At 48.5% G+C, this 23,331-nt stretch carries 16 protein-coding genes; 7 read left to right on the forward strand and 9 right to left on the reverse strand.

Annotated elements, in window-relative coordinates; genetic code table 11:
- Window positions 1–40: 40 nt before the first annotated feature.
- The gene (locus tag ACFQZT_RS00800) at window positions 41–712 is read left to right on the forward strand and encodes a response regulator (RefSeq protein ID WP_379295577.1); all 672 of its coding nucleotides are present in this window, start codon (window positions 41–43) and stop codon (window positions 710–712) included.
- 21 nt (window positions 713–733) lie between these two features.
- A complete protein-coding gene (locus tag ACFQZT_RS00805; protein WP_379295579.1) occupies window positions 734–3,892 on the forward strand; it encodes an ATP-binding protein in 3,159 nt (1,052 codons plus the stop codon).
- A gap of 17 nt (window positions 3,893–3,909) precedes the next feature.
- On the opposite strand, the gene ACFQZT_RS00810 is transcribed toward ACFQZT_RS00805, so the two are convergent.
- From ACFQZT_RS00810 to ACFQZT_RS00840, 7 genes are all read right to left on the reverse strand, one after another.
- Window positions 3,910–5,352: a nicotinate phosphoribosyltransferase gene (locus tag ACFQZT_RS00810; RefSeq protein WP_379295581.1), complete on the reverse strand. Its 1,443-nt coding sequence runs from the start codon at window positions 5,350–5,352 to the stop codon at window positions 3,910–3,912.
- Between the two features lie 48 nt (window positions 5,353–5,400).
- Window positions 5,401–5,943, reverse strand: a complete 543-nt coding sequence (locus ACFQZT_RS00815; protein ID WP_379295583.1) for a cysteine hydrolase family protein — start codon at window positions 5,941–5,943, stop codon at window positions 5,401–5,403.
- A 142-nt stretch (window positions 5,944–6,085) separates the two neighbouring features.
- The gene (locus ACFQZT_RS00820) at window positions 6,086–6,889 is read right to left on the reverse strand and encodes a pyruvate, water dikinase regulatory protein (protein ID WP_379295585.1); all 804 of its coding nucleotides are present in this window, start codon (window positions 6,887–6,889) and stop codon (window positions 6,086–6,088) included.
- 63 nt (window positions 6,890–6,952) lie between these two features.
- On the reverse strand, window positions 6,953–9,631 hold the full coding sequence (gene ppdK, locus ACFQZT_RS00825) for a pyruvate, phosphate dikinase (protein WP_379295587.1): 2,679 nt from the start codon (window positions 9,629–9,631) through the stop codon (window positions 6,953–6,955).
- Entirely contained in the window at window positions 9,628–9,807 is a 180-nt protein-coding gene (locus ACFQZT_RS00830) for a GapA-binding peptide SR1P (protein WP_379295589.1), read from the reverse strand. Before ACFQZT_RS00830 ends, ppdK begins: the two co-directional genes overlap by 4 nt.
- Window positions 9,786–10,838, reverse strand: a complete 1,053-nt coding sequence (gene gap / locus ACFQZT_RS00835; RefSeq protein ID WP_379295591.1) for a type I glyceraldehyde-3-phosphate dehydrogenase — start codon at window positions 10,836–10,838, stop codon at window positions 9,786–9,788. The genes ACFQZT_RS00830 and gap overlap by 22 nt, the downstream gene beginning before the upstream one ends.
- 533 nt (window positions 10,839–11,371) lie before the next feature.
- The gene (locus ACFQZT_RS00840; protein WP_379295593.1) at window positions 11,372–11,692 is read right to left on the reverse strand and encodes an SPW repeat domain-containing protein; all 321 of its coding nucleotides are present in this window, start codon (window positions 11,690–11,692) and stop codon (window positions 11,372–11,374) included.
- A gap of 225 nt (window positions 11,693–11,917) precedes the next feature.
- On the opposite strand from ACFQZT_RS00840, the gene ACFQZT_RS00845 reads away from it, so the two are divergent.
- Both ACFQZT_RS00845 and trhO read left to right on the forward strand, forming a co-directional pair.
- Entirely contained in the window at window positions 11,918–15,682 is a 3,765-nt protein-coding gene (locus ACFQZT_RS00845) for a response regulator (RefSeq protein ID WP_379295595.1), read from the forward strand.
- A 117-nt stretch (window positions 15,683–15,799) separates the two neighbouring features.
- The gene (gene trhO, locus ACFQZT_RS00850; protein ID WP_379295597.1) at window positions 15,800–16,699 is read left to right on the forward strand and encodes an oxygen-dependent tRNA uridine(34) hydroxylase TrhO; all 900 of its coding nucleotides are present in this window, start codon (window positions 15,800–15,802) and stop codon (window positions 16,697–16,699) included.
- Window positions 16,700–16,794: 95 nt separating this feature from the next.
- On the opposite strand, the gene ACFQZT_RS00855 is transcribed toward trhO, so the two are convergent.
- Both ACFQZT_RS00855 and ACFQZT_RS00860 read right to left on the reverse strand, forming a co-directional pair.
- The gene (locus ACFQZT_RS00855; RefSeq protein ID WP_379295599.1) at window positions 16,795–17,325 is read right to left on the reverse strand and encodes a hemerythrin domain-containing protein; all 531 of its coding nucleotides are present in this window, start codon (window positions 17,323–17,325) and stop codon (window positions 16,795–16,797) included.
- A gap of 150 nt (window positions 17,326–17,475) precedes the next feature.
- A complete protein-coding gene (locus tag ACFQZT_RS00860) occupies window positions 17,476–19,683 on the reverse strand; it encodes a methyl-accepting chemotaxis protein (protein WP_379295601.1) in 2,208 nt (735 codons plus the stop codon).
- Between the two features lie 332 nt (window positions 19,684–20,015).
- Here ACFQZT_RS00860 and ACFQZT_RS00865 point away from each other — a divergent pair, with 332 nt between their 5' ends.
- The 3 genes from ACFQZT_RS00865 to ACFQZT_RS00875 are packed head-to-tail and all read left to right on the forward strand — an operon-like array spanning window position 20,016 to window position 23,329.
- On the forward strand, window positions 20,016–21,470 hold the full coding sequence (locus tag ACFQZT_RS00865) for a circularly permuted type 2 ATP-grasp protein (protein WP_379295603.1): 1,455 nt from the start codon (window positions 20,016–20,018) through the stop codon (window positions 21,468–21,470).
- Between the two features lie 42 nt (window positions 21,471–21,512).
- Window positions 21,513–22,472 (forward strand): alpha-E domain-containing protein, encoded by a 960-nt coding sequence (locus ACFQZT_RS00870; RefSeq protein WP_379295605.1) that lies wholly within the window; start codon window positions 21,513–21,515, stop codon window positions 22,470–22,472.
- Window positions 22,469–23,329 (forward strand): transglutaminase family protein, encoded by an 861-nt coding sequence (locus ACFQZT_RS00875; RefSeq protein WP_379295607.1) that lies wholly within the window; start codon window positions 22,469–22,471, stop codon window positions 23,327–23,329. Before ACFQZT_RS00870 ends, ACFQZT_RS00875 begins: the two co-directional genes overlap by 4 nt.
- The last annotated feature ends 2 nt before the right edge of the window (window positions 23,330–23,331 follow it).

Raw genomic sequence — 23,331 nt, forward strand, 5'->3', positions numbered from 1 at the left:
TAATGAATAGAAACAACACTAGATGGAATGGGGCCTCCTTATGGAAAAGATTCGAATCGTCATTGCCGATGACCAAACCTTGTTAAGAGACGGCCTGCAAACAATCATTAATCTGGAAGAAGATATGGAAGTCATCGGAGTCGCAGAAAACGGCGAGGAAGCTTACGCGCTTGTCCAGGCCCATCAGCCCACTCTTGTGCTCATGGATATTCGAATGCCCGGTGCAGACGGTATTGAGGCGACCCGGAAGATCCTTGACGATTATCCGGACACCATGGTTGTCATGCTGACTACCTTTGCCGAAGAAGAGTATATTGTAGACAGTTTGGCTCATGGCGCATGCGGGTTTCTATTGAAAGACATGCCTGGCGACAAGCTGATTCAATCGATACGCGATGCTGCAAACGGGCAGCTGCTCATGCCGAATGTCGTAGCCCGTAAACTGGCTGCGCGTATATCCCATCTGACTGCCGGCAGTTCGAGAACGGCACCTTCGCCACGGATGCGCGAGCAGGGCATAACGTTTACCGAACGCGAGAAACATATCATTTTGCTTATGCTGCAAGGTAAGAACAATAAGGAAATCTCCCGGGCGCTATTCATGAGCGAAGGGACCGTTAAAAATTACGTGAGCATCATCTATCATAAAATCGGGATCAAAGACAGGTCCAAGGCGGTCTTGTTCCTCAAAGAGCTTTTTGAGGAGAGCTAATCTCCGGAGGGTATAAATCATATGAACTATCGATGGATGTTGGCATCTTTTTTACTACTTCTTTGTATTTGCGGCTGCATTATCCTGCCTCTGCTCATCCATACGCCATATCCGGAAAGCTCCAAGGATGTCGCTGAATTAGTTGCGAATTGGGAACTTGCGCTCTCGCCTCAGCAGGGTCAAGATTTTGAAGTTCCAAAGCCCCCGGAAGAGGACTGGCATCCTCTGGCCGAGCAAGTGCAATGGATGAAACAACACCACTATACGGGGGAATACTGGCTTCGCAAAAAAATACCCGAGCATACCTGGAGAGATCCTCATTTGTTTGTCATCGGGCAAAAATATTTTGATTTATATGTAAACGAAGAGAACATCTACAGCTTCAACATCCAACCGCGAAATGACAGGATCAACGAGCATTACCACTGGTCCCTTATTCCGCTTACGATGGATATCGGCGGTAAAATGCTCTATGTTAGAGGCATCAAAGACAGTATGAATCCGGTTATCGGCACCTATATGATCGGGAATGCGACAGACTTGAATGCCATGATGATCAAGCAGGACAGCGTCAAGCTGATTTTGTCCGTGTTCTTTTTAGCATTTGGAATCGGTTCCTTATGCCTGTATGCGGCTAACCCGGAAGAAAAGGTGTATCTGTATTTCTGCTCTTTCTCGGTGCTGCTTATCTGCGGAAGCGTATCCCGAACACATTTGTCGCAATGGCTCGGATATGTTCCGTTCTCCGGATATCTGCAAGACCTTTTTATCCCCTTTGGTCTCATTGCGCTGCTTTTTTTAATGCAGACGATATCGTCCAGCCGTAAAATGAATACCAAGATTTCACAAGAGTTTGCCATCTATCTCTTACTTTTCTTTTCATTCTTATGCATTGGTGCTGCCTGTACCAATCCTGCGCTTTATAAAAAGCTGTACGTATATGGTTTTCCATATGTATTTGTTGTCGCGTTCGCCGTATCATTCTGGACCTTGAGGCGGAGTCAGAAGCGCTTCTCACCTAAAAAGCGCCGCGAAATCAATATGCTGAGCTTCGGTTACTGCGCAATTGCACTCCTGATTCTATTTCATGTCGTCAATGAATTCGTTACTCCCGTCTCCGATATTTTTCGGAAATGGTTTCCTTTGATCTCCTTTTACTGGCAGGACGATCAAATTTTTATGGGCGCATTCATTTTTAACTTATGCGTGTGCAGCGTGCTGCTGCTGCGATTCATGGAAACGCATCAAAGGGCTAGAGAAAGCGCTGCCGTATTAGCGCTCAAAAATGAAAAACTGCAAGCGATGGACCTGCTGAAGGACGAATTTTTGGCGAAAACGTCCCATGAACTCCGCACACCGCTTGGCGGCATCATCGGAATCACAGAAGCGATGCTGGACGGGGCTGCAGGACCGATTAACCCGGAGATCAGCGACCATCTTTCTTTGATTATTCATAGCGGACAGCGGCTCTCCACGATGATTAACGATATTTTGGACCATTCCAAGCTCAAGCATCAGGATCTTCATCTCCGTATCAAAAAAGCCGGCTTTCAGAAGATTGCCGACGTTGTCCTGGCGGCTTTGAAGCCTAAGGCGGACCGGAAAAACATTATGCTACTCAATGATATCCCGGACGCGCTGCCGTATATTGCTGCGGATGAAGATCGTCTTCAGCAAGTGTTGTCGAATCTTATAGGGAACGCCATCAAATTTACACAGGAAGGTCATGTGCGGATATCTACGGAAATTGAGGATGGATTCCTCAAAGTCATGATATCGGATACGGGCATCGGCATTACAGAAGAATATCAGGAAACCATTTTCCTTTCCTTTGACCAAGGCCCGCCTGCCATCTCTCAGCGGTATGGAGGGACGGGACTCGGACTCACCATCAGCAAGCAGTTCATTGAGCTGCATGGCGGCACCATCCAGCTGTCATCCATCCCTGGCATCGGCAGCATTTTCACATTTACCATCCCGCTATGGCAAGGGCTGCCGGATGCAGTCAGTGAGACTCAAATCGATTCATCGGCCAAAATGGCAGGCTTCTCAAATGGACAAGCATACCAACGTACGGCTCCTATGGAACCTAGACCGGCGGACTTGCAGAAGCCGATTATCCTCGTTGTGGACGACGAGCCGATCAATCTGGAAGTGGCGGCGGCTTATTTGAGCCAAGAGTATCACGTCATCAAAGCATGCGACGCTTTCACAGCCCTGCTGTGGATAAATGAGAACGGCAAGCCTGATCTCGTGATAAGCGACGTGATGATGCCGGATATGACCGGGTACGAATTGTGCAGAAATCTGCGTCATACTTATAACGCTGCTGAATTGCCAATCTTGCTGCTTACAGCGAAAGATCAGGCTAAAGACCTGGCGCATGGCTTCGACGCCGGCGCGAATGATTATTTGAAAAAACCTGCCGCCAAGCAGGAATTGCTCGCCCGTGTGCATCTGCACCTTGAGCTTGCCAGACTTAATCATTCCCTGGAGGAACTCGTTCGCCTCCGCACCTCGGAGCTTGAACAAACGTACCGCCAGCTTCAATCCTCGATGAATGAAACGCTTGAAGCGCTGGGCGAAGTTGCGATATGGGAAGAGCGGAATCGGATCGCTCAGGATATTCATGACATTCTTGGTCATAAGCTGACCGGTACGATTGTGCAAATCGAGGCAGCCAAAAGGCTCATGTCCAAGAGCCCGGACACCGCGCTGCAAAAGCTTGAGCTCGCCCAGGAAACCGTGCGCAAAGGACTCGACGACATTCGTGTAGCTGTGCGCATGATGAAGGACGACATCGGCAAAGAATTATCCTCCTCGCTGATCGAGCTGATCGAAGAGACGACAGAGATGACAGGCGTTACGATCGAATACGACATTGGCGAGCTTCCCGATCTTGATGCCATGCAGAAGAAGGTCATTTACCATGCGCTTCAAGAAGGGTTAACCAATGGCATTAAGCACGGCAAAAGCAGCTTGTTCTTTTTCAAGTTGGAGTTCGAAAGCGACTGGGTCAGCTTTCTGTTGGTCGATGACGGAGTCTCCTATACGGAATCTCCGCTAGGGTTCGGCTTGACGGCGATGAAGGAAAAAGTGCAGCACCTTGGAGGAACGATCCGAATTGGACCGGCCTCCTCGGGCGGATGCGAGCTTGGGATCATGATGCCTGCAAGATAGTGCCGGCTCCCCGGCCGCTACCCCTGATGCTGATGAATCAAATCCATCTTCAACTTCCAGGCTTCCGTGCTCAAATTCACGCGGTATACTTCGGGGTTCAGCTTGCGGAGGTATTGCGGCCAAAAGAGTTGCATTTGCCCGGCATGATAGTCGCGGATTTGCTCAAGGTTCGGCAGTTCGTAGACGAGCGCGCCTCCGACGAATATGGGCCGGAGCAGCGGAATGGCTTCATAATCTTCGATATATTTATGAATATACGGGTGAATCGGGTCGAACAGTTTGATGCGTTCTCCATTCTTAATATCTACTTCATGTTGGAGCGCCAAATAGTCGGCTTCCGCTTTACCCGTCTTCTTATTCATGATCCGGTAAACTTCCTTGAAGCCGGGATTCGATACTTTTTCGGGATTTCCCGATATCTTGATCACCGGCACATATTCCCCGTTCTTCTCACGCGCGACCAACTTGTACACCCCGCCAAGCGCGGGTTGATCTGCCGCCGTAATCAGCTGGGTGCCTACGCCCCAGATATCGATTTTGGCATCCTGACTCTTCAAATTGAAGATAATGTTCTCATCCAAATCGTTTGACGCTACAATCTTCACGTCCGGGAAGCCTGCATCATCCAGCATTTTCCTCGCTTGCTGCGATAAGTAGGCCAAATCGCCGCTGTCTAGGCGGATCGAATTCATACGCTTGCCTTGGCTTTGCAGCAGACGCGCCGTCTTGATCGCGTTCGGCACGCCGCTCTTCAGCGTGTCGTACGTGTCCACGAGCAGCGACACTTGATCAGGAAGGGCCTCCGCGAATTTGCGGAAGGCCTCTTCTTCCGTGTCGTGCGCCTGCACCCAAGCATGGGCGTGCGTACCCTTGGTCGGGATGCCAAACAGCATACCCGCACGCAGGTTGGATGTCGCGTGGAAGCCAGCGACATAAGCCGCTCTTGCTCCCCAGATCGCGGCATCCGCCTCCTGGGCGCGCCGTGTGCCGAACTCCAGCAGCACATCGCGCGGCGCTACCTGCTTAACGCGTGAAGCTTTAGTCGCGATGAGCGTCTGGTAGTTCATAAAATTGAGCAGCGCCGTTTCCACCAGCTGCGCTTCAAACACGCTCGCCTCCACCCGGATGAGCGGCTCATTCGGGAATACGAGCGTGCCCTCGGGCACAGCATGCAAATTCCCATTGAATTTGAACGTTCTCAATTCATCGAGGAATGCTTCGCGATAATTTTCCTCCTGCGTTCGCAGATAAGCAATTTCCTCATCGCCGAAACGCAAGTTCTGGATGTAATGAACAATTCGTTCCAAGCCCGCAAAAACAGCATAGCCATTGCCGAAGGGCAGTTTGCGGAAATAGACTTCAAAAACCGCCTTCTCCTTATGCGAGCCCTGCAGCCAATGCGCGTACATCATGTTGATTTGATATTTATCCGTATGAAGCGTTAAATTATCGTAGTTCATTGCGTTCGTCCCTTTCAGCATCGAATATCCTATTTTCAATAACTACCATTAATCCCTGCGAACAACCTGAGCCCCAAGCGTCCCTTTAAAATGCTGCAGTGCCCAGTCGTGGCCTTGCGGGTTGAAGCTGGCAACTGCATCCTCGTGCACAATGATATCAAACCCCTTATTATAAGCATCAACAGCAGTATGCAGGACACAAATGTCGGTGCAAACGCCAACGAGGTGCAGCTCTTGTATGCCTCTCGCTCTTAATTGAAGCTCCAGATCCGTCCCGCAAAAGGCGCTGTATCTCGTTTTATCCATCCAGTAGATCCCTTCGAGATGTTCTTCGTAAACCGCCTTCAACTTCCCATAAAGCTCGCGCCCTGTCGTACCGCGAAGATTATGCGGAGGAAACAGCTTGGTCTCCGGATGATTCACATCTCCATCATCATGAAGATCAACGGCCATGACGACATAATCCTGAGCGGCAACAAACTGCTCTGTAAGCTCGCAAATCCGCCCCTCTATTGCTACAGCGGGTTCCCCGCATGGAAGCTTGCCAACTACAAAATCAACCGTATAATCAATGACGATTAACGCTTTCATAACGAACACACTCCTAGGTCGAAATCATTTTCATTATTATACCATTTTCTCCCGCGGAATTCCGGGGTGAATTCCCCGCCTCATACAAATAAGAGGCATGCTGTCAGCATGCCCCAACTCGTTTTCGATCATTTTCCTAACGTTATTGCATCATTTCCATAATAATTCCAGCCGTTTCTTCAATGGCTCTTTCGGTTACGTCAATCACGCGGCAGCCAAGTTGTTTATACAAATCAAGTGCAAATTCAAGCTCATCGGCTACTCTCTCCAAGGCTGCATACTTGGCTCCGAAAGGCAGACCCACGGATTTCAATCGTTCGCTTCGTATCTTCATAAGTTGTTCCGCACTCATGGTCAGACCGATTAATCTGCCAGGGTTAAGGCTAAATAAATTGGAGGGTGTCTTCACTTCCGGTACAAGCGGATAATTGGCTACCTTATACCCTTTGTGGGCCAAAAATATGCTTAACGGCGTCTTTGATGTCCTCGACACGCCAAGCAGCACGAGATCAGCTTTGTTTAAGGCACTGGTATCTTTTCCATCATCGCATTTAACGGCAAACTCGATAGCTTCCACCCGCCGGTAGTAATCTTCATCCAGCTGGTGCAGCAATCCAGCTTGCCTTTTGGGCGAACCATTGAAGGTATCGATAAAGGCTTGCATCACAGGGCCCAGGATATCTACCGTGCTAACGTTTAATCGAATGGATTCTTTGCGAATCATCTCTCTTAATTCCGGAAGCACGAGTGTATATACAACAAAAGTGCCTACACGGGACGCTTCCTCCATCATACTGCGGATTTCTTGCTCCGTACGAACGGAACCGAAACGTCTAACGTGAACTTGATTCGCGTTAAACTGTCGAATCGTCGCCTGAACGACCGTATTTGCGGTTTCCCCGATCGAGTCGGAACAAACGAAAATCGTTTGCGATTTCTCCTCCACCCTTGAATTCCTCCTAATTCCTTGCCTTAAGCTGCTTCCTGCTGAGATCTCTGAGATCCCTCGTCAAACCGCCTCAACGGTTTTCCTTTCACCGGTAATGCCATAATGAATAAACGCTTGTGCCGCTGCTATGCGGGCGAGAGGAATACGGTAAGGAGAACAACTGACATAATCTAAGCCGGTTTGGTGGCAAAAGAAGATCGATTCTTTATCTCCGCCATGCTCCCCGCAAATGCCTGTTTTTAACGACGGCTTCACTTGCCTGCCGGCATGTACGGCCAAGTCAATCAATTGTCCGACTCCTTCCGTATCAAGCACCTGAAACGGATTATGAGGAAGCAGCTTCTGCTCGATATAATGGGATAAAAACTTTCCTTCCGCATCGTCCCGGCTGTAGCCGAATGTCATTTGGGTCAAATCGTTCGTACCGAATGAAAAGAAGTCCGCATATGCAGCAATTTGACGTGCCGTAAGAGCGGCACGGGGCACTTCAATCATGGTCCCGACCTTGTACGGACAATCGTGTAGCTTATCTTTGCCTAAAACCTGATCTGCTACGAAATCTACAAGCTCTCTTAAAAGCTTGAGTTCACTGGCATGCCCGACAAGCGGAATCATGATCTCCGGATGCACGCGGACTCCCCTATCTATACAGCGGGAAGCTGCCCGAAAGATAGCTTCGATTTGCATATCATAAATTTCCGGGTATACGATCCCCAGTCTGCATCCTCTTTGGCCCAGCATCGGGTTCGTTTCGTGAAGGGTTTGGACTTTGCGGAGAAGCTGAGCTACCTCCTCTTTTTCCAACTCAGTCCCGCCTTCGTAAGTGAGCTGGGCATACTTCTTCTGCAGCTCTTCAAGGTTAGGCAAAAACTCGTGCAAAGGCGGATCCAGCAAACGGATTGTTACTGGAAGGCCATCCATGGCCTCGAACATTCCTTCAAAGTCCGACTGCTGCATCGGAAGCAGCTGCCGAAGAGCTTGATTGCGTTCACGGGTATCGTCAGCCAGAATCATACGTTGAACGACGGGGAGTCTTTTGGGCGAGAAAAACATATGCTCTGTACGGCACAGACCGATCCCTTCCGCTCCCATTTGTCTGGCGATACTTGCGTCGTGCGGATTATCCGCATTCGTGCGCACTTTTAATGTGCGTATTTCATCCGCCCACTTCAGTACGGTTAGAAGTTCCTCCGTCATTCGCGCTTCCTGTAAAGGCATAGCGCCGAAAATGACTCGACCGCTTGCGCCGTCCAAGGTGATCCATTCGCCTTCCTCCAGCACTCTGTCTCCAACCAGCATTCGCTTCTCATTTGGCAAAATCCGGATGTCTTCACAGCCGCAAACGCAAGGCTTGCCCATTCCCCTTGCCACAACGGCAGCATGGCTCGTCATCCCGCCACGGCTTGTCAGAATGCCTTCAGAAGCAAGCACACCATGGATATCTTCAGGCGTAGTTTCCGGTCTGGCGAGAATAATGACTTTGCCTGTGCGATTCCAATCGGCTGCGGTATCCGCATCGAATACCAGTTGTCCCACCGCTGCACCGGGGGATGCAGGCAATCCTTTGGCGAGTACATCCTTCACGGCATGTTCTTCAATGCCTCGATGCAGAAGCTGCTCCAGATGAGATACTTCGATTCTTGCAACGGCTTCTTCTTTGGACAACAAACCCTCTTGAACCAGATCGACAGCAATTTTCAATGCAGCTTGCGCGTTGCGTTTACCGCCACGTGTTTGAAGTAGATACAACTGATTATCTTCAACCGTAAACTCAATGTCCTGCATATCCTGGTAATGCTTCTCAAGCTGCTTGGATACCCGGTACAATTGGTCGTAAATCTCGGGCATCTCGCTTTTCAATGCGGCGATGGCCAGCGGAGTTCGTACCCCAGCCACCACGTCTTCTCCTTGTGCGTTAATCAGATATTCGCCAAAAAACTCATTCTCACCCGTAGAAGGATTTCGCGTAAATACAACCCCAGTGCCGCAATTGCTTCCCCTGTTGCCAAACACCATGCTCTGTACGTTGACCGCGGTTCCCTGCTCATCAGGAATCCGGTTTATTTTACGGTATATCTGAGCCCGCGGGTTATTCCATGATTTGAATACTGCCTCTACAGCCATTCTTAGCTGCTCATATACATGCTGCGGAAAATCGCGCCCGGCTTTAGCCTTAATGCATGTCTTGTAGTCCCCGATAAGCCGCTTCCAGCCCTCAGCTGTAACATCTTGATCTTGTTTGACGCCTTCTTTTTCTTTTAATCGGTGCAAGAGCTGCTCAAAATGAAAGGACTCAATGCCCAGCACAACACTTCCGAACATTTGCATCAAACGACGGTAACAATCGTAAGCGAACCGCTCATTGTTCGTAAGCTCAGCCAAGCCCTGTACGGTCACATCATTGAGCCCGAGATTCAAAATCGTATCCATCATGCCCGGCATCGAAGTTACGGATCCGGAACGTACCGAAACCAACAGCGGATTGCGAGCATCCCCGAATGTTTGCCCTTTTTGTTGTTCAAGCTGCTTCAGCGCGCTCGCGATTTGTTCAAGCAATTCTTCTGACAACCGATTTCCGACCTTAAAAAAAGTGTGGCAAGCTTCAGTTGTGATGGTAAAGCCAGGAGGTACAGGAAGCTGGGCACGCGTCATCTCCGCAAGGTTGGCTCCCTTTCCTCCTAATAATGCTTTCATGGAAGCATTCCCTTCCTGAAAAGGAATCACTTGATTCTTCATCATTGACTTTCCCCCGCCTTCTTTTTCTCCAAGCAAGCAGCTGAATTGCAAATACTGTAAAATTTCTTGTACCCGTTCGTTGGTAACGTACCTATAACCGCATTGCACTCCTTGCAAAGGATAACGCCAAGATCATGTCTTTGAATCGCCGCTAATTTTACACCGTTTGTGTTAGACATTTCGTTTCCCCCTTCAGCTCTGTGCTTCCCGCACGTGAAATATAGGATACAAAATCAATCACTCTGCTTGCGTAGGCCCACTCGTTGTCATACCACGCTAACAGTTTGATTTGGTTTTCTTGCGTCATCATGCTGAGGCCATCGATAATAGCCGATTTGTCATTCCCGATATAATCCGCAGAAACAAGCGGCAGCTCGTTGTAATCAACGAATGTGCCCATACTTCCGGCAAGAGCTTGTTTGATAGCAAGTCTCACATCCTCAACTGCCACTTTACGGCCAACAGCTACATGAAGATCGAGCAATGAAACGTCCGGCGTCGGCACCCGGATCGAGACACCTTGAATCGAATTTGCCAGATGAGGAAGCACATCGATAAGTGCTTTACCGACCCCGGTAGAGGTTGGAATGATGGAATTCGTACATGCCCGAGCCCGGCGAAGGTCTTTATGCGGATTGTCCATATGATTTTGATCGTTGGTGAAAGCATGCACCGTTGTCATCCATCCCTGCATGACACCAAATGCTTGATCCAGAATGTGAAGGATGGGCGCAATACAATTGGTTGTACAAGAAGCTGCCGATAGCAAATGATGCCGCTCGGGGTCATACCGTTCTTCATTCACGCCCATGACTACCGTCAAATCCATGTTACCGGCTGGCGCTGTAACCAAAACTTTCTTCGCGCCGGCAAACAAGTGTCGTTCTGCACCATGCCGGTGATTGAATTTGCCGGTTGCATCGACGACCAAGTCAACGCCATGCTCTTTCCACGGCAGCAAATTAGGCTCTCTTTCACAGACCACAGCAATCCGCTGACCGTTAATTATCAAGCACTCATCGGTCGCTTCGATATCCGCATCCCAAATACCGTGTACGGAATCATACTTTAATAAATGCGCTAATGCATGAATAGAGCTGGTTGAGTTAATGACGGTAACCTGATAATCCAGGTGCCGTTCTGTCAATGCTTTTCGCAAACAAAGCCTGCCGATTCTACCTGTACCGCTAATGCCTACTCGCATCTCCATCCTCCAAAATTCATAATTAGTATGTATTAAATATATATTATGACGATTAAATACGCAATATATAATTGATTAAATCATATAAAATAGTCATAAATAACGATAATAGAAGGTAGATACTATTATATGACGTCATATAAAATAGAAATTAGCATAAGAACAACCGTCAGGGACTTCCCTAACGGTTAGATATGCATCTGTTGTCCACTACAAAGTAACGATGGAAAACATGCTTATATGCTCGATTCCCTTTTCTCTTACGTCTGTAACGATGAAAATCAAGTTGTGCGGGGGAGTTCCCACGCGCCAGCGAATAAAGGCGAACTGCAACGATGAAAAACATCGCTATTCACTTGTTTCCATTTACATTTACGTCTGCAACGCTGAATAACATCATTAACGCATCGATCAGCGCTACATTGGGTCAAACTCGCTTAGAAAGGTGAGCCACACGTCCTCACCATTATTCATTAGATAAACAAAAACCTAAGCTCAGCGCTTAGGTTCGATATATAAGTATGATGTTCTACATACCATCAGCTTTGATCCGAATATAAATTCGAATAATTCACCAGCATTGTCAGAAAACCCAGTACAACAAACACGAAAAATTCCGTCATGTCCCAATGATACAAATTCGGAAGCACAATGAATACAGCGCCTGTGAAAAAGCAAACCCAGTTCTGCCATACGTTCTTGCCAGACTTGCCAAGCGCAAGCAGCGAGCAGACGAACTGCAAACCGCCAAGAATACAACAGGCAAGCAATGCACCATTTTGAGCGGCAAAGCCAAACACCCATGGGGTCAATAGGAACCAGACACCTAAACATGCGGATAACAAATTTTTGAAGGTCATCTCCATTCCACCTCCCAATTACGAGATGTTCTATTATATGCAAACGCTTCCAATAATGTGTTACTTTTAATGCCCCCAAATTTGAATGAATGTTCGAACTCTGTCGCATACTCAGATCAACTGTTGGGATTAATTGTATTGGAAATACGTTAGAAATTTACCGATACAAAGGTTATGTAGCTATGCGTTTTTCTAACATTTTTTATGACACCCGGAGGCTGCTTCATGCTCAAAACTTCATCCCTGCGCTTTAAATTGCTAACAACGCTCGTACTCATTACCTCACTCTCGCTTTCGCTGGTAGGTGCGGCGAATTATATGCTTTCCAAAAGCAAACTTATCCATCAAATGGAAGACCAATCCATATCATCCGTTATCAACTCGGCCCAAAATTTGTATGACTTTTTGTCCATCCGGATAGCTGAAGCAGAACTGATTAGTCGAGTAAGCGTGATGACCAAGGGGACAATGCCTGAGCAGCTCGATTTTCTGAGAGAAGAAATGAAAACAGGCTCTGGGCGTTTTTACGCTATGGGTATTGCAGATCTATCGGGTAAACTTACGCTAACATCAGGTCAAACGGTCAATATGTCAGAAACGCCTCAATTTAAAGAGGCCATGTTGGGCAAAACGTTTATATCCGAGCCGCATTTCGGAAAAATAACTCAAAAGTATATTATTTCCATCACAACCCCTGTTTTTAATGACAAAAACGTCATCACGGGTATTATCGATATGTCCCTGGATGCGAACCAAACATTTCGTCAACATCTCCATCCGCCTTCTGAATTCAACAAAATTTTTATCGTAAATAAAGAGGGTCTCTTGCTCTATAATACCGATCCCTCTGAGGCTCTGATGTCCAATATACTAGAGAAATATCCGGATTTTGCTTCTAAATTTAATCTGGCCATCACGAAAGAATATGGAATCGTTGACGATGTTCACGATGATCAAAGGGTTCATCTATTTTATGCCCATATTCCGCATTCCGATTGGTATCTTGCTTTTTCAACGCCCATAGCTGCTTTCGAAGCGCCAACGAGTCCCTTGTTGTGGTCAACTATAGGGCTGCTGATATTGACCGAATTGGTCCTTTCAGGACTCATTTACTGGACGTCAAACTCTATGATTATCGCACGTATTCAGGAGATTCTCAGGGTCACGGAAGCTGTCGCCGATGGAGACTTCTATATGAAGCCCCTTACTTTCAAAAGTAAAGATGAACTCGGTGCGTTGGCGTACTCGGTCAATGGAATGATTGAAAATTTACGGGAGCTTTTTGAACCGTTTAACGCTTTTATTCACCACAATAACTATGCCATGATCGTCACGGATCCTTCATTTACGGTGAATCACTTCAACCGTTGCGCGGAGGAAATGTTGGGCTATACCTATACGGAGATCTATAAGAAAGCAACGCCTCTGCTATGGTTGGATCATGAGCAACTGAACCAAAGGGCCGCTCAATACTCAGCGGAGCTTCAAGAGAATATACCCGCTGACTGCACAGTGCTCGTGATCCGAACCCAGCGCCACCTTAAAGAGGATACGGACTGGACGTGGCATCATAAAGACGGGAGCCGTATTTATGTGCAGGCCAATGCCAGCATCATTACGCATCCCGACGGCAGCCTGAAAGGCTATGTATTTATTGCCCGCGACATCAGTGATATCAAAGAAAGCATGGAAACCAAAGAGCGGTTGTTATCCATTGTAGAGAGCGCGCATGAAGCGATTATCTCTTTCGATAAAGATGGTAATATTTTCTACATGAATCAAGTGGCAAGACGTTCCGTAGGGCTGATCGATCTACAGAAAGATTTCAGTCACTTCAGTAATTTTGTGGATGTTCTAAGCGACAGCAACCTGGATGAAGGGCTGGCTATCGCAACCGAGCAAGGTTTCTGGGAATTCGAAGCAGAGATCACAACCAAGGGCAACCTACGAATTTTCGCTTCACTTACGATAGTCCCGCATTTTCCTGTTGATGGCGGAGATTATTATTATTCAGCCATAGCGAGAGATATTACCGATCAGGTGCGGTCGAAAGCGGAACTCATTCAAGCCAAGCAGGAGGCCGATGAAGCGAATTTAGCCAAAGGCATTTTTCTGGCCCGAATGAGTCACGAGATTAGAACGCCGCTCAATGGGATCATCGGGTTATCGTACTTGATGGAGCGAACGAGCATGACGGCTCTGCAAAAGGATTATATGAGTAAGATAACGGCTTCTTCGCTTTCATTATCTAAGATCATCAATGATATTCTGGATTTCTCCAAGCTGGACGCGAACAAGCTGACTATTGAGCATGTCGCATTCGAGCTGGATGAAACGATTAATCGTGTCTGCGAGACGCTTAGCGTGCTGCTTGGCCATAAGCCGATAGATTTTATATGCCAAATCAATGAAGATGTTCCCCTTGCTTTGATTGGCGATCCGCTGCGTATGTACCAAGTGCTGCTGAATTTGACGAGCAATGCGGTTAAGTTCACGGAGCAAGGCACGATAACGCTTCATGTGGAAACTGAGCAACTGAACGATGAGGAAGTCCGGCTCGCTATCAGCATTATCGATACAGGCGTCGGGATGAGTGAAGATCAGCTGTCGCAGCTTTTCCAGCCTTTCGTTCAAGCTGATGGTTCCACGAGCCGCAAATACGGAGGAACGGGTCTTGGACTTGTCATCGCCAAAAATCTGATTGAAAATATGGCCGGTTCGATCGAGGTATGGAGCGCCCCCAACCTTGGCAGCGAATTTCGCATCTCCATCCCTTTCGCTCTATCGCGAGCACCGCTTGCTCATGTAACGAAGCTCCCGCTCCGAGCGCTGGTTGTGGAGGATCATCCGCTCTTAAATCAGGTACTCGTTGGACAGCTGCAAAGCATGTGTGATCATGCGGCAGGCGTATATGCCTGGAAAGAGGCTAGAGATCGAGCAGAAATGGAGCCATTCGATGTTATTTTACTCGATATGGAAGCTCCGGACATGTACGGCTTAGAGATATGGCTGGATATGATGCGCCTTTGCACCGGCAAACAAATCCTGACGATCGCATGTACGACTTTGCCGGGTCGGGATGCCTTGGAGCAGCTTCCGCGGGATAAGGCGCCTGACGCCATTTTAGTCAAGCCGATCTCAAGCTGTGTCCTAAATCAGACTTTAAAAAAACTGACGAATCGCCCCGCTGCCAGCCCTGCTACCAGCCACGCGGCAAAGCCGACGGTAAGCAAGAGGACGCCGATCGGAAAAACGCACCGAATACTGCTCGTTGAAGATAATGAAATTAATCAGACGGTCGCAAGGTCGCTCCTGGAGAACGAATCTTGCCAGGTCGATGTTGCGAACAACGGATTTGAAGCTTTAGATCGGTTGCAGAACGAATCTTATGATTTAATTTTTATGGATATTCACATGCCGGAATTAGATGGCATAGAGACTACAAAACAAATACGCCAAAAGCCTGAATGGCGCCATATCCCGATCATAGCGCTAACGGCCGATTCCACTTCAGAGCAGCGTAAAGCTTGTATGATGGCTGGTATGAATGACACCGTATCTAAACCGATTACTCCGGAGCGTTTGTTCGAGGTCGTCGACAGATATTTACAAGAGGGATGCAAAACAAAAGTTCATGGACTGGATATCGATCAAGCGTTGGTCCGTTTCAGCGGCAAATCTTATCTATATGATCAAATGCTCCGCAAATTCTACGAACAATATGGAGATGCGACCCAGCAGTTAAAAAAATGGATCCAACATGAAAATTATTCCGAAGCGATCCATTACCTACACACTTTACGCGGGACTTCAAGCAATCTGTCAGCCAACCGGGTTTACGAGGCAGCGACAAAATTAGAAGACGCTTTGGCTAGCGCGCAAGAATCTTCTGAAAGTTTGAGCCCGTGTAAGCTTGATCTCATCTTGCAGACTGTTGCGGACGCGTTGCAGGAAGTTTTTCACACAATTGAAAAGCGGCTGTTTGATTGAAAGTTGTGCCGATTTATGTCACTATATGCTTATGCAACTATCCAGCATGCAATTTATCGAGAAAGGAAGAGACTTAGAGCTGCGACTCAAAGGTCCCTATATTAGGTGGTTAACGTTATGACAACAGCAGAATACCGCATATTGTTATATTATAAATTTGTAACGGTCGATAATCCGGAGGCTCTCGCCAAAGAACATTTGGCTTACTGCAAAAAGCTCGGCGTCAAAGGACGCATTCTCATTGCACCCGAAGGCATTAACGGTACCCTGTCCGGAACGGTCGAACAGACCGAAGCCTACATGAACATGATGCGCCAAGTCCCGCTTTTCAAGGACATGGTTTTCAAAATAGACGAGAGCGAGAAACACGCGTTCCAGAAAATTTTTGTCCGTCCCAAAAAAGAGCTCGTTACCTTCCGTCTGGAAGAGGACGTGAACCCGAACGACTTGACGGGTACTCATTTGAAGCCGAAAGATTTCTACGAGAAGCTGCAGCAGGAAGATGTCATTGTGCTCGACGGCCGCAACAATTACGAATTCGACATCGGCCATTTCCGAGGCGCCATCCGTCCTGAAGTTGAATCGACCAAAGAATTCCCGGAATGGATTCGCAATAACCTGCAAGAATATAAAGACAAGCCGATTCTTACGTACTGCACAGGCGGTATTCGTTGTGAGAAGCTGTCCGGGTTCCTGCTGAAGGAAGGTTTCAAAGAAGTGTACCAGCTTGATGGCGGGATCGTTACGTACGGCAAAGATCCTGAAGTACAGGGCCGCCTGTTCGACGGCAAATGCTACGTTTTCGATGAGCGGATTTCCGTACCGATCAACCGCACCGACGAAGACGTCATCGTCGGTCATTGCCACCACTGCGGCAAGCCGGAAGATCGCTACATCAACTGCGCAAACGATTACTGCCACTTGCAACATATTTGCTGCGAGGAATGCGAAGAGGAGCATAACCGCTTCTGCTCGAAAGAGTGCGAGGAAGCGACGCTCGCCCGTTTGGAAGCTTGAGTCCATACCGGATATTAACATGAAAAATGAGGGATCTCTTTAGTCTCACGACTTTAGAGATCCCTCATTTTTTTGCGACGTTGTTACAGCATTCATCATGCCAGATTATTTACAATTTGATCTGCCAGCGGATACACCAACTCTTCCTCCAGAGTTATATGCTTAAGCAAGATAAGACAGGCGGTAACGAGCTCGGACGTCATCAGCTGCAGAAATTCCAGATCTATCGGCACTTTCATTCCGTTCACGCCATCTACATAAGATTGGACGACTCTTTTGGCCAGATCGTGATCTTGCTCTAAAACCGTAATCGAACGTGAAATGGAGAGCGCCGTGGTCGGATGGAGGAAAGTATGCAGCTTAGGAAAAAGCTCCTGCTCTTCCCACTCGGAATGCTGTTCCAACTCTTCGATTAACGAAAGTATACGATCCTGCAGCTCAATGAGCCTGCACATCCCTATTGAGCAATCCTCAAGGGAGTACAAGGATACCGCAGTCATTCGGATTTCTGAGAGCTGATTGCGCATCTGCCGATGCTCTTCCTTCCATCGCTCCACAATCGCCGGGAAGGGTATCCCCTGGGCAGCATACTCCCTATTCGTTTGAATGCTCAAACGGTATTCCATTCGACTTCCTCCTTCATGTTCAGCTTCATTCACGCAACATTACCATTGTATGCGTTACAGGTAGGCCTACATGCGAAGGAAGTTAAAAAAGCCCACGTCAGGGCCTTCTCGGTTCTGAAAGCGGGCTTTTTTAACTCTCATCTTAGCGTTTTAACGAATTCGGCTTTCATTCAGCCGGAATTGATTCACAAGCAGGAGCAGCGACTGCGTGATCGCGCCTACATGATTAGTGGTGTGCCGCACATGATGCATATCTTGCAGCAGCTCTTGTACGGTGCGCTCGACCTCCGCCGACACTTGGCGGTTCTCGATGCTGACAGCCGCCACGCGCTCCATCAGCGCGACGACCTCGTCCACCACCTGCGCCTTCATGGTGTCATGCGCGTTCGCGCTGCTCAAAATCTCGGAGGCCGCAGCGACAATTTGCGTCCCCTCCTGCACAACCTTCGTGCCTTCCTGCATGGATTGGAAGGCATCGTGAGCGTGACGTTCGATGTGCTCGATCGTCTCCTTGATCTCCATGGTCGACTGCTTCGTTAGGTCGGCCAGTTTGCGAATTTCGCCGGCGACGACGGCGAAGCCTTTACCATGTTCCCCTACGCGCGCCGCCTCGATGGAAGCATTGAGCGAAAGGAGATTCGTTTGCGCAGAAATCTCTTCGATCACCTGCAGCAATTTTGGAATTTGTTGCGTCGTCTGTAAGAACGTTTGAATGGTACGGTTCGTATCCGCAACCTTTTGCGAAATGTCGTTCATTTTATCGCCGATACGGCCGACTTCATCCTGAGCGACCACGATTTGCGCGGAGGCCTTGTTCTCCAGTTCGCGCAGCGTACCACTCATATTTAGCGAGACATCCTTCGCTACATCGATATCCTGCAGTTGACCTAGCAAGGATCGGATCATGACGTGAATTTTACTGCTCATCCGCTGCGTCGATTCCTCGGTTAATCCCGTTGATTCGCTCAAAATTTCCTGACTACCCTGCACATCGGCTGCGGCCTGCTTCACGAGCAGCATGATGCCCTCTAGGGAATCGATCATGTTATTAATCCATTTGGCTAACTCTCGAGTCTCATCACCTGCAAAATCCTGCACGCGCAAACGCTGCGTCAAGTCCCCGCTCCCCTCAGCGTTCATGCGGATGAACTTGTTAATTCGCGCCAGCTGCCGCGCAATCGGCTTCGCCCCCTTGTTTTGCAGGAAACGCGCGCCGATACCACCGTACAGTAATGTTGCAGCTGCAAGAATACCTGCTCCTGCCCATTCAGATACACGCTGACTGAGCAATAAAAAGCCACCTGCTGACAGCAGCATAAAGCCAAGCACGAACCACATTTGCATCCGAAGCAGCTTCCAATCAATCGTTCGAATCCGGTACACCTCTTCGAGATCACCTTCGCACATCATCCCCCACACGTCCGGGCAATGAGGCAGTTGGAACGTCACACCCTTACCGATAACAGATATATGCCGGTAATCGGAATAGCCCGGGAATTCGACGAACAGATTGCTTCCATTCGCAATTGTGCCTGCGACCCCCGGATGTAACTGCCCCGTAGCCGGATCCGTGAAGATCAGCTCAAGCTCCGTATGCGCCTTCACATTGACGGTTCCGTAGTCGGTTCGCACACCATCTTTCAAATTATCTCCATGCGTGAACGTCAAATCTTCAAACCGACTGCGGGACAACGCAGTGCCCGGGGCGATATGCGTATTCAATCCGGGCTTCGCCATAAATAGGTAATTATCGCCTGAATCCGGGTACACATGTCCCGATTCGCGTTGTATTAAATCTCCCAATACGTCATTCGGCACACGGCCACAAATAGCGCCTTTCCAGATGCCTCTTTCCATAACGGGAACGATATAAAGCAGCGTCATCGCATCGTGAAAAAGGGAAGTACTCGGTCCAATTTGCAAAGTGAGCGGGTCCGAAAATGGTCCGAATAAACATTTCTTTCCTTTGCGGGCTTCCTGCAGACCTTGATAGAGGATACTTTGACCCGAATAGGAAATCCCTACGTGCGTGACATGCGTCGAGCATACAACAATGTCTTTTTCATTCAGCACGAAAATCTCTGAAAAGTCCGGACCGCGCCTTCGAGCAGCAGCGAGCAGACGCTGGGCTGCCTCATCATCTTGACGCAGCAGCCCCTGTTGATCCTGTAATTCCATAACTTGCTCGTGCAAACGGTCCAGATATGACCAATAAGCCTCAACCCAACTTTGTAAAATGTGCATTCGTGTTTGAGCAATCCCTTCAAAAATATGCTCCACATCTTCCTTGCGGTGCCGATTCAACCAATAGGACCACCACAGAGGAAAACCTTTTCGTAACCCAAGCCAATCGAACATACCCCAACCCCCTTTTTAATCACATCAAACGTTATTTTATATAACATGGTCTTATTCGACATTTTAAAGTGCTTTTCGAAGCAAAGCAAGGAAGATTCACAAAAAATATATTTGTAACATTCAACAATTTGTTCATTTCTTGCGGTTAATATTTAGGTGAGATATATTGACATAATTTTCTGAAATCTCTACAATGAAAGAAATACCAAGAACTTCTTGTTATATTTATTAACATCAAATGAACTCAGATCGGAAAGGAGGCCTGGTTTCTGCTTCGGGCCCACGATCAACCGCCGCTTCCGAATGCAAACTGATGAAACCAGGGAGCCGCGATGTCCAAACCTGTTAAACTGGTCTCCACCCCTTATGAACCCGGCCCTTTTTTTGACGAGATGTTCATGAGCCCCTACGCAGTCAGAACGCATTACCAGAATGCGTACCGCCAGTTTATGGCGATGAAAGCAGGGAACTTAAGCAAACGCCAGTCCGCCACCATGAAACGGATGATGGAAGAAGGCATTACATTCACCTTGTACAGCCCCGATCAAGCAGAAGCTTTAGAACGAACCATCCCTTTCGACCCCATCCCCCGCATCATCCCGCAGGAAGAATGGCTGAAGCTCGAACGCGGACTTCAGCAGCGTGTCAAGGCGCTTAATTTATTTATCAAAGATATTTATCACAATCAGGACATTTTGAAAGAGGGCATTATCCCTCGAAAAATGGTGCTGTCGAACCGATATTTCCGACCCGAGATGATGCGATTATCTGTACCCAATGATGTCTATGTCACAGTATCAGGCATCGATTTAATCCGCGATGAGCAGGGTGAGTATTTCGTACTGGAAGATAATCTTCGCTCGCCCTCAGGCTTTTCCTACTTGTACAAAAGCCGTTCCATCATGACGCATTTATTCCCTGAACTCGTCTTCAGTCACACCATCCAAGATATTGAGCAAAGTTTAAACCTATTTTTGTCCGCATTACGCAGGTTGAGCCCATCCGGCAAACCCGACCCTGTCATCGGTTTATTGACGCCAGGCTGTTTCAATTCCGCCTACTTCGAACATACGTTCCTTGCACAGCAAATGGGCATAGAACTGGTGGAAGGACATGATCTTGTTGTAATCGACCATAAGGTCTACATTCGCGGCATCAACGGCCTCCGCCAGATTGACGTCATCTATCGGAGAATCGACGATGATTTCCTCGACCCGCTGGCTTTTAATCCAACCTCGATGTTAGGCGTAGCCGGCATTATGAACGCCTACCGTGCCGGGAATGTTAATATCGTCAATGCGCCTGGAACAGGTGTAGCCGACGATAAAGCCATTTATGCTTATGTGCCTGAGATGATTCGCTACTATTGCAACGAAGAACCTATTTTGAACAACGTCCCTACCTATGTGCTTTCCAGGCCTGAAGAGAGGGAGTACGTCCTTGGACGGCTCCATGAAATGGTCGTCAAAGAAACCTCGCTTTCCGGAGGTTACGGCATGCTGATCGGCCCTTCCGCGTCCGAGCATGAAATCGCAGATTTCGCTCAGAAAATCATTGCCGAACCGGATCGCTATATCGCTCAGCCTACCATACAGCTCTCACGGGCTCCCGTCATGCTGGACGGACAAATGGCGCCTCGCCATATCGACCTTCGTGCTTTTGTCATCAAAGGCGAGAGCACACAAGTGATCCCCGGCGGGCTAACACGCGTTGCGCTCAAAGAAGGGTCGCTGGTCGTGAACTCCTCGCAAGGCGGAGGCTGCAAAGATACTTGGGTTATTAGCTAAGAAGAATAGAAACGTAGATGGAGATGGAGGAGGCCACGGAATATGGTCATGATGGGGCGTACGGCTGAAGCTTTATTCTGGATCGGACGGTATGCGGAACGCACGGAAAACCACGCGCGATTGATCGATGTGTATTACCACATCCGCGAAGAAAAGGAGATCGGTGGCGGACAGTCCTGGAGCCGGCTAATCGATACGATCGGTGATCGCACCGTGTTCACAGAGCAATATGGCAGTTTCACCGAGCAGAACGTTCTGCAGTACATTACACTCGACAAAAATAATGCCAATTCACTGCTAGCCTGCACGAATCATGTTAGAGCCAATCTCCGCAATATCCGGGAGAAAATGCCAGGAGAACTGTGGGATATTCTCAACAGCTTGTATTTGTGGCTCAAAGAAAAAGAAGTCCGCGATATTACAGCGGACTCGCCTCATCTTTTCTATCGGTATATACGTGACTCCTTGTCCATGTTTCAAGGCTCAGCCACCTCTGTAATGCCCAGGGAAAACGAATGGTACTTCATCGAAGCCGGCCGATACCTGGAGCGTGCCGAAAATCTGTTGCGCTTGCTCCAATCGCTTTGCAACGATTACGCCCGAGAGGAGCTCTGCTCGTATCCGCTCATGCTCGCTGTGCTCAAGTCAGTGAGCGGTTATGAAACTTACCGCCGTCAGTATGCGGATACGGTAAGCCTAGGCCATATCGTCCGATTCCTCATGCTAAGCGAATCGTTCCCACGTTCGGTCAGTTACTCATTTAGCACGCTCGAAAGCTCACTCTGTTCGATCGAGGAGGACGAACCGGATTTGAACGCCGCCTTGCAGAAGCTTGCCAAGCTTGCAGGTAAAGTAAAAGCAACTCTCGCCTGTATGGATGAGGACGATATTTTATCCGGCAAGCTCGAATTGACCTTGCATGCGCTACTAGAATCTTGCAGCCAGTTGGGCGTGCGGATGTCCAAAATCTTTTTTCCCTCGCGGGAGGAGGTTAGCGCATGAAGCTCGAGATCACACATATCACACGCTACGCCTACGCGGAATCGGTGCAGGACAGTGTCAATGAAATACGATTGACGCCCTCCACCAACAACCGTCAATCCTGCTATCATCATACAATCGTGACCGAGCCCGTTTCCTCGCTGTTTACGTATGAGGATTTTTTTCACAATCGCGTTCACGCGTTTACGGTCAACAAAACGCATCGTGAACTTACGATTAAAATGGTTTCCACCGTCGTAACTCACGACAACGATAACATCCCTTCCTCCGAATCTCCTCCATATGCGGAGAAGTCTGTAAGGCTCAGCGATGCCTTCCAGAATCAATACGCCGAGTACCTCCTGCCTACCGGCTATACGGAGCTAACCCCCGAGCTCAAGGCGTACTCGGATGCGATTCCCGATGATGATCTGAGCCTATATGAGCTATTAAGTCATATCTGCAAGACTATCCATCGGGACTTCACCTACGACCCTATGGCCACCTCCGTTCAAACCACGGTTGGTGAAATGCTCCAGATTAAGCGTGGTGTCTGCCAGGACTACTCCCACTTCATGATCGCGGTCTGTCGCGACAAAGGCATCCCCGCCCGATATGTAAGCGGCTATCACTTCGTAGGCGATTTGCAAGGCGGAAGCGCCGATTTCACCCAGGCGTCACACGCTTGGGTAGAGTGTCTCATCCCCGGGACCGGTTGGTTCGGATATGATCCGACGAACAATTGCGAAGTCAACTGGCGTTACGTCAAGTTGGGACACGGCCGGGATTATAACGATATCGTGCCCGTCAAGGGCGTTTATCGGGGGACCGGCCAGCAGGAGCTTGAGGTGATCGTTGACGTTCGTTTGATCGACTAGAC

It is taken from the genome of Paenibacillus sp. GCM10027628, from assembly GCF_042676385.1.
Taxonomy (GTDB): Bacteria; Bacillota; Bacilli; order Paenibacillales; family NBRC-103111; genus Paenibacillus_E.